The organism is Streptomyces sp. NPDC050439 (assembly GCF_040655335.1).
Taxonomy (GTDB): domain Bacteria; phylum Actinomycetota; class Actinomycetes; order Streptomycetales; family Streptomycetaceae; genus Streptomyces.
The window spans coordinates 178,461-193,534 of record NZ_JBFAJT010000006.1 but is presented as its reverse complement, the minus strand read 5'-3'; the positions used below and the strand labels follow the sequence as shown (position 1 = coordinate 193,534).

The window sequence follows — 15,074 nt, the reverse complement described above, 5'->3', positions numbered from 1 at the left end:
TTCAGTTGTCAAAGAACGACCAGCAAGGGGCCCGCAAGGAACACGAGCCATCCCGAACCGGAAACGCTGTACGTGACACCCCGTACGACTTGTCTGGAGGAGTGCCGTGAGATGAGAATGCCCACTCACCCTTGGAGAGTCAAGCCCCCTGGTCTAACTTGTATGGAGGAGTTGGGCTACTGAGGCGGAGGGGACACATGCGGCGGGGACTTACGAAGGCGCAAGAGATTGCGGCTGACCTGCGGGAACAGATCGATTCGGGTCAGCTTGCGGGCGGTCAAGCGCTGCCAAGCGAAGCCAAGTTGATGAGCCAGTACGGCTACAGCCGCGAAACCGTGCGCGCTGGCGTCCGAGCCCTGGTCGATGAGGGCCTGGTCGTGACGGGGCAGGGGCAGGGGAAGTACGTCCGCGAGGACTACCCGCCCGTCGTTTGGAACTGGACGACCCTAGAGAGCCGGAAGCGTCACGCAACGGCTGTGGAGGGCCGAACGGCTGGCGACCAATGGGCCAGCGCCGTTACCGATGAGGGCAAGAGCCCCCGGCAGGAGATCAGCGTCTCGATTGTGGACCCCCCCAAGCACGTCCATGCGGCACTCGATCTGCCTGAGGGAGGGCTGGCGGTCGCACGCAAGCGAGTGCGATACGTCGACAACCGGCCGTATGCCCTCGCGGACTCGTACTTTCCGCAGGAACTCGTTTCCGGGACCCCGCTCATGGAACCCCGTGACGTGTCCGCCCCTGGGGGAGTGCTCGCATCTGTCGGCCTCGTTCAAGCCAAGTACCGCGATGAGATCGCCGTACGGATGCCGACCCTCAAGGAAGCCGAACTGCTGGCCTTGCCGTCGGCGACGCCGGTGGCCGAACACACCCGGACTGGTTACGACGAAGACGGGAAACCTCTTCGCTGCATGGTCACCATCCTCCCAGGAGACAGGCACAAGATCCTTTATGAAGTCGATGCCGACTGAGTACCTTCGCCCTGCGGCGGCCGAGGACGTACCTGCGCTCATGGCGTTGAGGACGGAAGCTGAGCAGTGGCTGCACGCGAAAGGCTCGGATCAGTGGAATGACCCTGAGGCTGGCCAGCGAGCGATCAGTAAGTGGCACGCCACAATCGACGACGGTCGGGCTTGGATCGTCGTAGACGACAGTGGGGCGGCGCTGGCGACTGTGAGCCGCGGCCCCATTGATCGGGACTTCTGGAACGACGACGACAAGCCGGAGTCTGCGTTCTACCTCTACAAGCTGATCGTGGCGAGGTCGGCGGCCGGCAGGCAACTCGGGGCGCGAATCGTCGATTGGGCTTCCCGTGTTGCTGCGCTGGAGGGGCGAGACTGGGTGCGCATCGACACCTGGCGCACGAACACGGGACTGCATGCTTACTACGAGCGTCTGGGGTTCAAGCATGTGCGTACAGAAGCGCCTGCTCACCGCCGTTCCGGCTGGCTTGCGCAGAGGTCGTCAGACGAGCTCTCTCTCCCAACACGTCCTTTGCACGTGGGTAGGCACTGAGACTCCGCATCCTGCTCGCCCTCGCTTGACCCAGCAGGCGTGCGGCGGCGCCTAGTGCGTTTATGTCAGCCCGGCTCTTTCCCTGACGAAGTCAGGGGGAATCTATAATTTACCGCCTCTCCGACGGCTTGGCGCAAAATTCTATCCGTGTATGGCCTATCAGTGTCCCACCCCACGGCCCAGATAGGGATATCCCTACGACGAAGCTCGAACGCCTGCTTGGATAGCCCTTTCGGCGGTTCGGTGTTCATAACTAGTAGACCCACGGCTGGCGTACTTTCGCGCCGAAAAGCCATCAGGATTGCGGCGAGCCTTTCCATGGTTGACGAGTATCCCGTATACCCTCCACTGCTGTGGTACTTGACCTCCACCAGTAGTGCTCGATCGGGCAATGAGGCCATAAAGTCGATTTCTTGATGCAAAAGCAGTTGGATATTCGACCTAGCTTCTCCCTCCCAGGTGGGGAGCGATTCATGAAGCGCTTCCATGAGGGCGGCACGCACGGACTCTTCAAAACGCGCAGCCTTAACCCACGCACCTGGCGGGCTCTGCAGCTCCGGGCTGCGGGCGGCGTCTAGCGCTCGCTGAGGAAATGGAAGTGTCTCGGTCGCCCCGTCGCCGACGTTGACCTCGACGAGGACACGTCGCCCGCTACCCTCGCCGTAGGCGCCCACCACCGTGCCCTCAACAGTGTCGAGCCCCCACGGCACTGTGATGGACTCGCCGACCTCGTATTCACGATCAGTCATGTCATCCCTCACCACGGTCGGGGAACATTTAGCAGGCTGCTTAGTGAAAGACTTACAACGTCGTCCATTACATTAGCCATATCGTCTAGCATCGTGTGCCAGGCTTTAACGGTTGGTACATCCAGCAAATAGCCCTCTGTTGTGAGAGCGTGCCGTTTTGCCGTGTCGTCATGTGCTACGGCATTTCGCATCTGATTGCATTTAGCCAGATCGTCCGGCCAAGTTGCCGCCCGAGGTTCTGCCGTTTGCATCGCCTTCCAAAAAATGAAACCGAACCGGCTGAAGTCTTGGGCGATACTGGTGTTCTGTGCGTTCCCTCGGTCTAGTCCTCTGCTATTTGTCAAAAGCTGACGCAGGGTACTTTCCAGGTTGGTGTTTCCATTGGCGGTAGTGACAGCGAAAAATTCGCTACCTTCGTCATGCAGGGCGCGACAAAAACCCTGGAACTCTGTTGCCAGTCGTTGGAGGACTCCAGCTAGCGCTTGATCGGCCTGCCACCCGGCTGGGGTGGACGCGGCCTGCGTCGCGTGCATCTGCCACTCCAAGGCGATGCTCGACGCGCGCTTCGAGTTCCAGTCAGCCAAGGCTCCTGAGGTCACCTGCGAAGGATACTCTCGCCACCCTGCCCGGACTGTTGCTCTGCTCGTTGCCGACCTTCAGCACGGCCGTTGTTGGGGTCAGCCTGCCCGGGTCCTCCAAGAACGGCACAGGCCTACGGACTAGATGCTTGTGGGCTATGTGTGGGCCGAATACGGCTACGGCGCTGGCTGATTCGACGTTTCGGCAGGTCAGGGCTACGCAAAACCTGTACGCGCGACGCTCTTGAAAACCGTCGTGGCGAGAGTCACCGTGGGTTCAAATCCCACACCCACCGCACTTCTTGAGAGCCCCTGACCAGCACAATCGGTCGGGGGCCCTCGCTTTTTCGGGTGGTGTGCGGCCGTTTGTGGGTGTGTAGGTCACCTTGGATGAACCTGGTACTCCACGTGGCCGCTGCGCGGCGAGCCTGGGAGAAGGCGCGGGGTGATTGAGGTGTCGTTTCGCTGCAGAGGATCACTGGATCACCCCAAAAGGAGATAACCGTGTTGCAGCGCATCGCATCCGCTCTCGCCGTGGCCACCGTGGCCGGATTCCTGGCCGCCGGCACCGCCGTCGCCTCCGACGGCCCGACCGGGACCCTCGACGAGGGCCGCTACGCAGGGCAGTCGTTCACCAACATGGGCGGCCCCTACGGCATCACCACCGCCGGCCAGACGGAGGGCGGTCACCGCGACGCCACCGCCCTCAACGGCGTCTTCGACGGGTTCGACCACTGACGGTTTCTCCGTCCGGTCGGGGGTGTCTCTCGCTGAGAGGCACCCCCTCCTTGTGCCCCGGACGCTGTGGCTTCGTCCGGGGTGGTGCCAGCAACACCCCCGAGAGGCCGGGTCACCGTATGTTCCGGGCCGCCCGGATTCGCGATCGTTGAGGACGTCAGCAGGGCACGTCCCCGGCACCTCCCCACCGCGAAGATTCGAGGCCCGTCATGAGCACCAGCGCACTGCCGTACCCAGCCGCTCCCGCCGCTTCTGCTGCTCCCTCTGCTCCGGTTGCTCCTTCCGCTGAGCGAGCCCCGGAGGCCCCGGGCTTCTGGCGGGCGCCGTTCGCCGCCTCGACGTATCGGGAGATCGGCTACACGGTGGCGTCGCTGCCCATCGCCATCGTGGGGTTCACCTTCGCCGTGACGATGTTCTCGCTCGGCGTGGGCCTGTTCGTCACCGTGCTAGGGCTGCCGGTCCTCGCGGTCGCGCTGGCCGGGGCGCGGGGGCTCGGGGCGGCCGAACGGGGGCGGGCCAGGGGGCTGCTGGGGCTGGATGTCGCCGCTCCCGCTGCCGTGGAGACGCCGCGGGGCGCGGGTGCGTGGGGCGGGATGCGGGCGCGGCTCGTGGACGGGGCGGGCTGGCGTGCGCTGCTGTTCCAGGTCGTGATGTTCCCGTCCCGGGTGGCGTCCTTCGTGCTCAGCGTGACGTTCCTGGTGACCGGCTGGGTGGTGGCGCTCCTGCCGGCGTACTCCTGGGTGTTCCCGCGTTACGTCGGCTGGCCCGGCTACCAGGTGTTCGACTACACCTCCGGCGGTGAGCGCCACGAGTTCTACCTGGAGTCGCCGGTGCAGATCGCCGGGGCGTCCCTGGTGGGCCTCGTCATCGTCTTCCTCACCCCGAAGCTGGTCCGCGCCCTGACGAACATCGACCGTGCCGCGGTGCGTTCGATGCTCGGGCGGCCTCAGCGGTAGGCGTGCCGGGGAACGCGGTAAGGGGCGTCCGCCATTGCGGGCGTCCCTTACCGCGTCTCTCATTGCGTCCCCTGCTGCGTCACGCGCGGCACGCCGTCACGTGTGCCCCGTCAGCCGTTCCGCCGACGCGATCGTCGAGCGGGCCTCGCGCTCGGTGAGGCCCACCTGGAGCGCCGCGGCGACGAGTTCGTCGGCCAGGGTCTCGCCGATGCCGTTCTCGTAGGCGCGGCAGGCGGCCCAGAACAGGCGGGTGTTGCGCTGGCCCTCGTGCGCGGCGAGCACGAACTGGACCAGGCCCTGGCCTCGTTGGGCCGGAGCAGGCATCTGCGGGAGCGTGGGGTGGTAGGCGCGGGTCGGGGGCATGAGCAGGCGCAACAGCGCGGGAGGACAGCTCGCCGGAGGGAGGTGGGCGGTGCCGGCCACGGTGCTGTAGACGCCGTGTTCGGTGCGTGAGCCGGGGCCGACGAGATAGCCTCCCGCGCCCCTGATGTCGATGCCGGGGGCCAGGCGCCCCGCGGAGTTGGGGACGACGGCGTCGGGCGGGCCCGCGAGCCAGATGTGACGGCCGCCGCTGGGGGTCGCCACGACCACCGTGGCCGGGATCGTGAAGAGGTGCCGCAGCGCCAGTTCCCGTAAGGCTGCCGGAGCGTCCGTACCGGACTTGGTGTCCAGGTCGATGCCGATCAGATGGTGTGGGGGCAGACCGCATGCGATGCCGTAGCCGGTGGCCCAGGGGGCGGCGGCGAAGAGTTCGCGGATGCGCAAGGGGTCGGTCGACGCGTCATACACGCCGTGTCCGGGACGGCCGCATTCACCGTGACAGGGGGGCGTTTCCGGTTGCTCGTGATGGGGGGAGCGGAGCGCCGGCAGCTTGGTGCGGGATAGGGGGATGACGGCGAGGCCGCGCTCGGCGGCGGACAGTGCGTGGGCGAGTACGAGTGCTGTGGCATGGCGGTCGATGGTGGCCATGACTCCATTTTCGTACAAGCGTTCGAAGAAAGGAAGAGGGGTGGGCGCGGCGCGCGGACGAAACGCGGGTGCGCCGGTCGATCTTCCGGCTGTGGCGGAACGCTTCAGCCCGTGCGGCGCCTGGGTTTGAGCCCGCTTTTGGGGGCTGAACAGGGCCTTTGGGGGATCGAAGCATGTTTATCGACTTGTACTCACGCTTGCGGGGGAATTGAGGCTTCCGGGGTGGTTCGCCGGGGATTCGGTGGGCAACTCTGGAGTCGCGACGTCGTGCAGAACCCCCAAGGCGGTCGGCCAACTGCCCTGGATCAAGACGCACTTCAGGTAGGTCCCGGCACGTCGCCGGTGCGTACCCCCGTAACGGAGGAAACTGACATGGCAAGCATCCGTACCGCCCGCGTCATCGCTGCAGCCGCGGCCCTGCCCCTGGCTGCCGCACTCTTCACGGGTGTCGCGACGGCCGACAACGGCTCCTTCGCGAACGACGGATCGAATGCGGGCGTGGCGACTGTCAACGGCAGCGGCGTCGGCGGCAACAACAGCGGCAACTCGTCCACGTCGCAGCAGCAGGCCGTCGGCTCAGGCGCCTCGAACCAGAACAACACCGCCCAGGTGAACGGCTCGGCGTTCACGGCGATCGACCAGTCGAACGAGAACATCGCCGTCAACTTCACCCACCTCTGGTGAGGTGACGGCGCCCCGGGGCAGCTCCCCGGGGTCTGCTGGATGGGGTGTGTGGCGTTCTGCGCGGCGGTGCATCTGCACCGCCGCGCAGTCGTGTCCGGGAGTACCGGGTTCTGGGCCTCGCGCGTAACGGGTCCCGGCTTCGTAGCCCTCCCATATCCGGGGTGATCTCTTGACACCGCGAACGTTTCTGACGGACAGTCAGAAACCATTGTCGGTGCGACGCCCCTACGCGAAGGAGAGGCCGCCGCCGTGCACCTCGCCCCCACCGAACGCCAAGAGCGGTTGCGCGCCGAACTGCGTTCCTACTTCCGCGATCTGATGCCCGGGGGGCCGCCTCAAGGGGGCGACCTGGAGGGGCAGCGCCGGCTGCTGCGGCGCATCGGGGCCGACGGCATGCTCGGCCTCGGCTGGCCGGTCGAGTACGGCGGGCAGGGGCGCGGCCCCGACGAACAGTTCGTCTTCTTCGACGAGGCCTACCGCGCGGGCGCGCCCGTTTCGATGGTCACCCTGAACACCGTCGGTCCGACCCTCATGAAGTACGGCACCGAGGAGCAGAAGGCCGCATTTCTGCCGCGCATCCTCAGCGGTGAACTCGTCTTCGCGATCGGGTACAGCGAGCCTTCGGCGGGTACGGACCTGGCCTCGCTGCGGACACGGGCGCTGCGCGAGACCGATGGGCGAGCCGGTACGCCCGGGGGCACGTGGGTCATCGACGGGCAGAAGATCTTCACGTCGAACGCCCAGAACGCCGACTGGATCTGGCTGGCCTGCCGCACCGACCCCGAAGCCCCCAAGCACCAAGGCATCTCGATCATCCTCGTCCCGACCGACGCGCCCGGGTTCTCGTGGACGCCGATCGAGACGGTGGGCGGCCTGACGACGACAGCGACGTATTACGACGGAATCCGCGTGCCCGCCGCCAACCTCGTCGGCGAGGAGAACGGCGGCTGGGGGCTCATCACCAACCAGCTCAACCACGAGCGGGTGGCGCTCGCGGCGATCGGCATGCAGGCCGAGGATTTCTACGCCGCGGCCCTCGCCTTCGCCCGCACACCCGATCCGGTGACGGGCGAGCGCCGGATTGACGCTCCGTGGGTCCGGTCCAGGCTGGCCGAAGCGCAGGCCCGGTTGGCGGCAACGCGCCTGCTCAACTGGCGTTTGGTGGGGGATGTAGGGGCGGGTGCGCTGGCGCCGGGAGACGCGAGCGGCGTGAAATTCGTGGGAACCGAATCGGCGGTGGAGGTGTACCGAATATGTCAGGAAGTCACGGGCGAAGCGGGTCTCGTCCGGTCCGGTTCACCCGGCTCCCTGACGCTCGGGACGGCGGCTGAGGGGGAGTTGGAGCGGATGAACAGGGCGGCACAGATCAATACGTTCGGGGGCGGGGTGAGCGAGGTGCAGCGGGAGATCGTGGCGACGATGCGCCTCGGGATGCGGAGGGGACGGCGGTGACCGATCTTTCGTACGAGACGCTGAAGGTATTCGAGGGGCGGGCGGCCGCCACGTCGGGCGAGGGCAAGGACCCGGTCAACGAACCGATGATCCGGCACTGGTGCGAGGCCATGGGCGACACGAACCGGGCCTACGCGGGAGCGGATCCGATCGCGCCGCCGACGATGCTCCAGGCCTGGACGATGGGCGGACTCTCCGGGCACCAGGGGCGGTCGGCCGCGTACGACGAGTTGTTCGCGCTCCTGGACGGCGCGGGGTACACCTCCGTCGTCGCGACGGACTGCGAGCAGGAGTATCTGCGGCCGCTGCGGCCGGGGGACGAGATCACCTTCGACGCGGTCATCGAGTCGGTCTCGGAGCGCAAGACGACCAAGCTGGGCACGGGCCATTTCGTCACGACCCGGATGGACGTCAGAGCGGGCGGCGAGCCGGCGGGAACTCACCGCTTCCGCATCCTCAAGTACGCACCCGCGCGACAGAAACCCCGGGGCAAGCGCCCCCGACCGGTGATCAACCGGGACAACGCGGAGTTCTGGGAAGGCGTGGCCCGGCATCAGCTCCTGATCCAGCGCTGCGGCGGCTGCCGGGCACTGCGCTTCCCCTGGCTGCCGGGGTGCAACGCCTGTGGGTCGCTCGAATGGGACACGGTCGAGGCGAGCGGCGAGGGCACGGTCTATTCGTACGTCGTCATGCACCACCCGCCCTTCCCCGCCTTCGATCCCCCGTACGCCGTCGGACTCATCGACCTGGCGGAGGGCGTGCGCATGGTCAGCAACGTGGTGGGGGTGCCCAGCGACAAGGTGCGGATCGGGCAGCCGGTCCGGCTCGAGTTCCAGCAGGTGGACGCCGAATTGGAGCTCCCGGTGTTCCGCGCCGTCGAGAGCATGGCGGGGGGCGGAGTCTGACATGGACTTCACACCTACGGAGGAGCAGGCCGCGGCACGGGACCTTGCCGCAGAGATCTTCGGCGACCTGGCCACGCCCGAACGGCTCGCGGCGGCGGGGCCGGAGTCGGACGCCGAGCTGTGGAAGGCGCTGTGCGCGGCGGGGCTGCCGGGCGCGGTGGAGGACGTCGGGCTGCTCGGACTCGTGCTGCTGCTCGAGGAACAGGGGAGGACGACGGCCCAGGTTCCCTTCGCGGCGAGCTGTGTCTACGGGCTGCTCGCGGTGGCCGCGCACGGCACGGAGGAACAGCGGGGGCGACTGCTGCCGGGGCTGCGGGGCGGTACGGCGGTGGCGACGGGGGCATTCCCGGCGCGGGGTGGCGTGGTGGCCGTCGCGGAGGGAGCGCCGGCCGGCGGGTCGTCCGGAGCTACCGGCGGCGGGCTGACCGAGGAGCCCGCCGGAACGCTGACCGGGACGCTGACCGGTGCACTGACCGGGGTGGTGCCCTGGGTGCCGTGGCTGCGGGATGCCACGGAGGTGCTGGTGGCGGTGCGTGAGCCGCAGACGCGGGGCGGCCACAGCCTGTGGAGGGTGCGGGTGGCCGACGCTGAGACCGGGCCCGTGGAACTGACCGCGCCGTGGGCGGCGGGGCGGTTGGTCCTGGACGGGACACCCGGGGAGCGGATCGGAGGGGGCGGGGCGTACGAGGACGTCCTGGCGAGCGCGCGGACCGCCTTCGCGGGACTGCAGGCCGGGGTGTGCGCGGGATCGCTGGCCCGCGCGGTGGCCCACACGAACGAGCGGGAGCAGTTCGGGCGCCCACTCGCGGCCAAGCAGGGGGTCCAACTCCGGGCGGCGGACGCTCATATGGACACCGAGGCGATACGGGTCACGGCGTACGAGGCGGCCTGGCGGCGCGACGCGGGCCTGGCGTACGGCACCCATGCGCTGACCGCCGCGTGGTGGGCATCGGAGGGCGGAAAGCGAGTCGTGCACGCGGGCCAGCATCTGCACGGCGGCATGGGGGCCGACCTCGACCATCCCGTACACCGGCACTTCCTGTGGGGGCGGCAGCTGGACGCGTACCTGGGGTGCGGCAGCGAAGTGCTCGCAGAAATGGGGAACTTGATCGCCCAGGACGCCCAGGACGCCCAGGACGGTCAGAAGGCGCAGGCCCCACGCGAGGGGGCGGCGTGACGGGGACGACAGGCAGGCAGGAACAGGTGCGACATGACGGGGGCCGGGACGACGTGACCGGGAGACAGCAAGCCACGCCAAGACAGAGGGCCACAGCAAGACAACGAGCCACAGCAAATGGAGGAGACGTCGTGCAGGTCGGGGACGAGCTGCCGGAGCTCGTCATCCCGGTCACCAGGACGCTGATCGTCTCCGGTGCGATCGCCTCGCGGGACTACCAGGACGTGCACCACGACGCCGTGGCGGCACAGGAGAAGGGCTCCCCCGACATCTTCATGAACATCCTGACCACGAACGGCCTGGTGGGCCGGTACATCACCGACCACTTCGGTTCCGGGACGGTTCTCCGCAAGGTGGCGATCCGGCTTGGAGCGCCCAACTATCCCGGGGACACGATGGTGTTGACCGGCTCGGTGGAGCAGGTCGACGGTGACACGGCCACGGTGAGGGTGGTCGGCGCCAACGGCGTGGGGAAGCACGTCACCGGCACGGTCACGGTCTCCGTTCCGGCCGGAGCACGAGGCGGGGCGCCGGGCGGGGCCTCGGCAGGGGGCGCGGCATGAGCGTACGTACGCGCGACTTGCTCGGGGGGAAGGCCGCGGTGGTCGGGATAGGGGCCACCGAGTTCTCGAAGGACTCGGGGCGCAGTGAGCTCAGGCTCGCCGTGGAGGCGGTGGGTCTTGCGCTCGACGACGCCGGGCTGAGCCCCGCCGACGTGGACGGCATGGTCACGTTCACCATGGACACGAACCCGGAGATCACCGTCGCGCAGGCGGCCGGCATCGGGGAGCTGTCGTTCTTCTCGCGCGTCCACTACGGCGGCGGTGCCGCCTGCGCGACCGTGCAGCAGGCGGCGCTGGCGGTGGCGACCGGGGTGGCCGAAGTCGTCGTCTGCTACCGCGCGTTCAATGAGCGGTCGGGCCGCCGCTTCGGTTCGGGCGTGCAGCACCGGGAGCCGTCGGCGGAGGGAGCGGCGCTCGGCTGGTCCCTGCCGTTCGGGTTGCTGACCCCCGCCTCATGGGTGGCGATGGCGGCCCAGCGCTATCTGCACACCTACGGCCTCACCCCCGAGGCCTTCGGCCATGTGGCGGTCACCGACCGGAAGTACGCGGCGACCAACCCGGCGGCGTATTTCCACGGGAAGCCGATCACGCTCGCCGAGCACGCCGCCTCGCGCTGGATCGTCGAGCCGCTCAGACTCCTGGACTGCTGCCAGGAGACCGACGGCGGGCAGGCCATCGTCGTGACGAGCGTGGAGCGGGCCCGTGATCTGCCGAAGCCGGCGGCGGTGATCACGGCGGCGGCCCAGGGGGCGGGCCGGGCGCAGGAGCAGATGACCAGCTTCTACCGCGACGACCTGAGCGGGCTGCCGGAAATGAGTGTGGTGGCGAAGCAGTTGTGGCGCAGCTCCGGGCTGGCGCCCGGCGACATCGACGTGGGCATCCTCTACGACCACTTCACTCCGTTCGTGCTGATGCAGCTGGAGGAGTTCGGTTTCTGCGGGCCGGGTGAGGCGGCGGACTTCGTGGCCGAGGAGACGCTGCCGCTGAACACGCACGGAGGGCAGCTGGGGGAGGCGTATCTGCACGGGATGAACGGCATAGCGGAGGCGGTCCGGCAGGTGCGCGGCACGTCCGTGAACCAGATACCGGGCGCGGCGCGCACGCTGGTCACCGCGGGCACCGGTGTCCCCACATCAGGGTTGATTCTGGCGGCGGACGGCTGAACGCGGCGCGTGTCCCGGGCACGGCGGAGGCTCTGGGCCCTTCACTCGGCGTATGAGCTGCCGAAAGCTGATGATGGGACTTGTCCTCTCCGCGACCCTCTCCGCAACCCTCGCCACCGCCCTCCCGGCTCCGGCTGCCCCAGCCGCTCCGGCTGCCGCAGCCGCACGAGCCCCGGCCGCACCCCCAGCCCCGGCTGACCCGGCTGCCTCGGCCGGCTCGGTCGGGTGGCCGGCCGGGGTGTCGACCTTCCGCGGCCGGGCCTTCGACACCTGCCTCGCTCCGTCCGCCGACACGATGCGCCGCTGGAAGGCCTCCAACTACGGGGCGGTCGGCGTCTACTACGCGGGCCGCGGCCGGGCCTGCAAGCGCCAGCCGAACCTGAGCCGGGCCTGGATGCGCACGGTGCGGGCGCAGGGGTGGAAGGTGCTGCCGGTGTACGTCGGTTCGCAGTCGCCCTGTGTGACGGCGAAGCACAAGAAGAACGTCCGCATGGGGCGGTATCCCGTGCGGCAGGGGAAACAGGAGGGACGTGACGCGGTACGAAAGGCGAAGGCACTCGGGATGCGGCGGCTCAGTCCGCTCTACCTGGACATGGAGTCGTACACCTACCGGCAGAAGTGGTGCGCGCACGGCACCCTGGCGTTCGTGCGGTCCTGGAACCGTGAGGTGCGCAGGTTCGGGTACGTTCCGGGCTTCTACAGCAGTGCGAATTCCGGCGTACGGCACATGGAGACGGCGCGGCGGGCGGGGGTGCGGGATCTGCCGTCGGTGATGTGGTTCGCGCGCTGGCACAAGCGGCCGCACCTGTACCGCGAGCCGGTGCTGCGGCGCACCGCGTGGCACCCTGAGCGGCGCATTCACCAGTACGCGGGCAACGTGAAGGAGCGGCACGGCGGGCGCACGCTCAAGATCGACCGGAATCTTGTGCACGCACCGGTGGCCCGCGTCGGCTAGTCCCCGGGCGGGTGCGGGCGGGCCGCGAGTGCGACCCGGGCGCGGCCCTCTCAGGGATGAACCCTCAGGGGTGTGCTCCGCCTCCTCCACCTTCAGGAGGTGGGGCTACCACCCCGCGTACAACCTGAGGCGGACACGGCTTAGGGACCTGCGGCCGATCCGCTGAAGTAGGGGGCGCTTCTAGCGTGGAGCCATGACCGTATCCATGGTGCCCATGTGCACCAGCGCATCGAAGGCCGCGACGCGGACAGCGAGTCCTTCGGCGTATCCGTCGTTCGCGTCGTACGTCCGGGCACGTCAGCCCGTGTTGCTGCGCACCGCGCGCTCGCTGACCGCGAATCCCAGCGATGCCGAGGATCTGCTGCAGACCGCCCTCACCAAGACCTATGTCGCGTGGGACCGGATCGAGGACCACCGGGCGCTCGACGGGTATGTGCGCCGGGCCCTCCTGAACACCCGGACCTCGCAGTGGCGCAAGCGCAAGGTCGACGAGTTCGCGTGCGACGAGCTGCCCGAGCCCGAGGTGACGCCGGTCGCGGACCCGGCCGAGCAGCAGGTGCTCAGGGACGCGATGTGGCGCGCGATCATGAAGTTGCCCGCGCGGCAGCGGGCGATGGTCGTCCTGCGGTACTACGAGGATCTCAGCGAGGCGCAGACCGCCGAGGTGCTCGGGGTGTCCATCGGCACGGTCAAGAGCGCGGTGTCGCGTGCGCTCGGCAAGCTGCGCGAGGACCCGGAGCTCACACCGGTCCGCTGACCGCCGCAGCCCTGCCCGACCTGATGCCAGACCTGATGCCAGACCTGATGCCAGACCTGCTGCCCGACCTGATGCCCGGCCTGCTGCCGACCCGCTGCCGGACCTTTCTTCTCCCGACCTAGTGACATACCGTGCGGTATGCGGCAAGAATCTGGCGAGCCCTACTGCCAGGTAGGTCATCCGGGAGCCGCCCCGGATGAATGCCGCGCGCCCATCGGGAGGACGCCGTGCTGAGCACGATGCAGGACGTACCACTGACCGTCACCCGCATCCTCCGGCACGGGACGACCGTGCACGGGTCGTCGCAGGTCACCACGTGGACCGGCGAGTCCACCCCCCAGCGCCGCAGCTTCCGCGAGATCGGTGAACGAGCGGCCCAGCTGGCGCACGCGCTGCGCGAGGACCTCGGGGTCGACGGCGACGAGCGAGTCGCCACGTTCATGTGGAACAACGCCGAGCACGTCGAGGCCTACTTCGCGGTTCCCTGTATGGGCGCCGTACTGCACACCCTCAATCTCCGGCTGCCCGCCGACCAGCTGAGCTGGATCGTGAATCACGCGGCCGACCGCGTCATCATCGTCAACGGCTCCCTCATCCCGCTGCTCGCGCCCCTCCTCCCGCAGCTGCCGACCGTCGAACACCTGGTGGTCTCGGGTCCCGGCGACCGTTCGCCGCTGGCCGGGATCCAGGCGCAGGTGCACGAGTACGAGGACCTGATCGCCGCCAAGCCCACGGCCTACGACTGGCCGGAGCTGGACGAACGTACGGCCGCAGCCATGTGCTACACCTCCGGCACCACCGGAGACCCCAAGGGCGTCGTCTACTCGCACCGCTCCATCTACCTGCACTCCATGCAGGTGAACATGAGCGAGTCCATGGGCCTGACGGATGCGGACACCACCCTCGTCGTCGTCCCGCAGTTCCACGTCAACGCCTGGGGCCTGCCGCACGCGACGCTGATGACCGGCGTGAACATGCTGATGCCGGATCGTTTCCTCCAGCCCGCCCCGCTCGCCGAGATGATCGAGACCGAGCGGCCCACGCACGCGGCCGCCGTCCCCACCATCTGGCAGGGCCTGCTCGCCGAACTCTCCGCGAAGCCGCGCGACGTCAGCTCGCTCGGCCAGGTCACCATCGGCGGCTCGGCCTGCCCGCCCTCGCTCATGGAGGCCTTCGACAAGCTCGGCATGCGGGTCTGCCACGCCTGGGGCATGACGGAGACCTCCCCGCTCGGCACGGTCGCCCGGCCGCCGGCCAAGGCCCTCGGCACCGACGACGAGTTCGCCTACCGCCTCACCCAGGGTCGTTTCCCCACCGGCGTCGAGGCCCGCCTGGTCGGCCCCGGCGGCGAGTACCTGCCGTGGGACGGCGAGTCCGCGGGCGAGCTGGAGGTGCGCGGGCCGTGGATCGCGGGCGCGTACTACGGCGGCGCGGGCGGCGAGGAGCTCAAGCCCGAGGACAAGTTCAGCGCGGACGGCTGGCTGAAGACCGGCGACGTCGGCGTGATCAGCGCCGACGGCTTCCTGACGCTCACCGACCGCGCGAAGGACGTCATCAAGTCGGGCGGCGAATGGATCTCCAGCGTCGAACTGGAGAACGCGATCATGGCCCACCCGGACGTCGCGGAGGCGGCCGTCGTCGCCGTACCCGACGACAAGTGGGGCGAACGCCCGCTCGCCACCGTCGTGTTGAAGGAGGGCGCGACCCTTGAGTACGCCGCCCTGCGCGACTTCCTCGCGGGCACCATCGCCAAGTGGCAGCTGCCCGAGCGCTGGGCGATCGTGCCGGCCGTGCCCAAGACGAGCGTCGGCAAGTTCGACAAGAAGGTACTGCGCAGGCAGTACGCGGCCGGGGAACTGGACGTCACCAAGCTCTGACCTCAGGGCAAGCACGGCAGACGCGTTGCGCCGCTCCCC

At 68.5% G+C, this 15,074-nt stretch carries 16 protein-coding genes; 13 read left to right on the top strand and 3 right to left on the bottom strand.

Annotated elements, in window-relative coordinates; genetic code table 11:
- Positions 1-197 precede the first annotated feature (197 nt).
- Together AB0I66_RS25380 and AB0I66_RS25375 are read left to right on the top strand one after the other, a co-directional pair.
- Positions 198-968, top strand: a complete 771-nt coding sequence (locus AB0I66_RS25380) for a GntR family transcriptional regulator (RefSeq protein WP_363210239.1) — start codon at positions 198-200, stop codon at positions 966-968.
- On the top strand, positions 949-1,512 hold the full coding sequence (locus tag AB0I66_RS25375; protein WP_363210238.1) for a GNAT family N-acetyltransferase: 564 nt from the start codon (positions 949-951) through the stop codon (positions 1,510-1,512). The genes AB0I66_RS25380 and AB0I66_RS25375 overlap by 20 nt, the downstream gene beginning before the upstream one ends.
- Positions 1,513-1,577: 65 nt before the next feature.
- Here AB0I66_RS25375 and AB0I66_RS25370 read toward each other — a convergent pair whose 3' ends face one another.
- On the bottom strand, positions 1,578-2,261 hold the full coding sequence (locus tag AB0I66_RS25370) for a hypothetical protein (RefSeq protein ID WP_363210237.1): 684 nt from the start codon (positions 2,259-2,261) through the stop codon (positions 1,578-1,580).
- 8 nt (positions 2,262-2,269) lie between these two features.
- Positions 2,270-2,860: a hypothetical protein gene (locus AB0I66_RS25365; RefSeq protein ID WP_363210236.1), complete on the bottom strand. Its 591-nt coding sequence runs from the start codon at positions 2,858-2,860 to the stop codon at positions 2,270-2,272.
- Positions 2,861-3,343: 483 nt separating this feature from the next.
- Here AB0I66_RS25365 and AB0I66_RS25360 point away from each other — a divergent pair, with 483 nt between their 5' ends.
- Both AB0I66_RS25360 and AB0I66_RS25355 read left to right on the top strand, forming a co-directional pair.
- Positions 3,344-3,577 carry a hypothetical protein gene (locus tag AB0I66_RS25360; protein WP_363210235.1) on the top strand — a complete coding sequence of 78 codons (234 nt, stop codon included), beginning with the start codon at positions 3,344-3,346 and terminating at the stop codon, positions 3,575-3,577.
- Between the two features lie 209 nt (positions 3,578-3,786).
- Positions 3,787-4,533 carry a sensor domain-containing protein gene (locus AB0I66_RS25355; RefSeq protein ID WP_363210234.1) on the top strand — a complete coding sequence of 249 codons (747 nt, stop codon included), beginning with the start codon at positions 3,787-3,789 and terminating at the stop codon, positions 4,531-4,533.
- Between the two features lie 96 nt (positions 4,534-4,629).
- Here the strand turns inward: AB0I66_RS25355 and AB0I66_RS25350 are convergent, their stop codons facing one another.
- Positions 4,630-5,502: a bifunctional DNA primase/polymerase gene (locus AB0I66_RS25350; RefSeq protein WP_363210233.1), complete on the bottom strand. Its 873-nt coding sequence runs from the start codon at positions 5,500-5,502 to the stop codon at positions 4,630-4,632.
- A 372-nt stretch (positions 5,503-5,874) separates the two neighbouring features.
- Here AB0I66_RS25350 and AB0I66_RS25345 point away from each other — a divergent pair, with 372 nt between their 5' ends.
- From AB0I66_RS25345 to AB0I66_RS25305, 9 genes are all read left to right on the top strand, one after another.
- Positions 5,875-6,186, top strand: a complete 312-nt coding sequence (locus AB0I66_RS25345; protein ID WP_363210232.1) for a hypothetical protein — start codon at positions 5,875-5,877, stop codon at positions 6,184-6,186.
- Between the two features lie 249 nt (positions 6,187-6,435).
- Positions 6,436-7,638, top strand: coding sequence for an acyl-CoA dehydrogenase family protein (locus AB0I66_RS25340; protein ID WP_363210231.1), 1,203 nt, complete (start codon positions 6,436-6,438; stop codon positions 7,636-7,638).
- Positions 7,635-8,543, top strand: coding sequence for an OB-fold domain-containing protein (locus AB0I66_RS25335; protein ID WP_363210230.1), 909 nt, complete (start codon positions 7,635-7,637; stop codon positions 8,541-8,543). Before AB0I66_RS25340 ends, AB0I66_RS25335 begins: the two co-directional genes overlap by 4 nt.
- Before the next feature lies 1 nt (position 8,544).
- Positions 8,545-9,720 carry an acyl-CoA dehydrogenase family protein gene (locus tag AB0I66_RS25330; protein ID WP_363210229.1) on the top strand — a complete coding sequence of 392 codons (1,176 nt, stop codon included), beginning with the start codon at positions 8,545-8,547 and terminating at the stop codon, positions 9,718-9,720.
- A 131-nt stretch (positions 9,721-9,851) separates the two neighbouring features.
- On the top strand, positions 9,852-10,283 hold the full coding sequence (locus AB0I66_RS25325) for a MaoC family dehydratase (protein ID WP_363210228.1): 432 nt from the start codon (positions 9,852-9,854) through the stop codon (positions 10,281-10,283).
- Positions 10,280-11,446, top strand: a complete 1,167-nt coding sequence (locus AB0I66_RS25320; protein WP_363210227.1) for a lipid-transfer protein — start codon at positions 10,280-10,282, stop codon at positions 11,444-11,446. The genes AB0I66_RS25325 and AB0I66_RS25320 overlap by 4 nt, the downstream gene beginning before the upstream one ends.
- Before the next feature lie 52 nt (positions 11,447-11,498).
- Complete coding sequence (locus AB0I66_RS25315; RefSeq protein WP_363210226.1) at positions 11,499-12,401, top strand: DUF1906 domain-containing protein; 903 nt, start codon at positions 11,499-11,501, stop codon at positions 12,399-12,401.
- Positions 12,402-12,594: 193 nt separating this feature from the next.
- On the top strand, positions 12,595-13,158 hold the full coding sequence (locus AB0I66_RS25310) for a SigE family RNA polymerase sigma factor (protein ID WP_249588982.1): 564 nt from the start codon (positions 12,595-12,597) through the stop codon (positions 13,156-13,158).
- Between the two features lie 227 nt (positions 13,159-13,385).
- Positions 13,386-15,035 (top strand): long-chain fatty acid--CoA ligase, encoded by a 1,650-nt coding sequence (locus AB0I66_RS25305; protein WP_363210225.1) that lies wholly within the window; start codon positions 13,386-13,388, stop codon positions 15,033-15,035.
- Positions 15,036-15,074 lie beyond the last annotated feature (39 nt).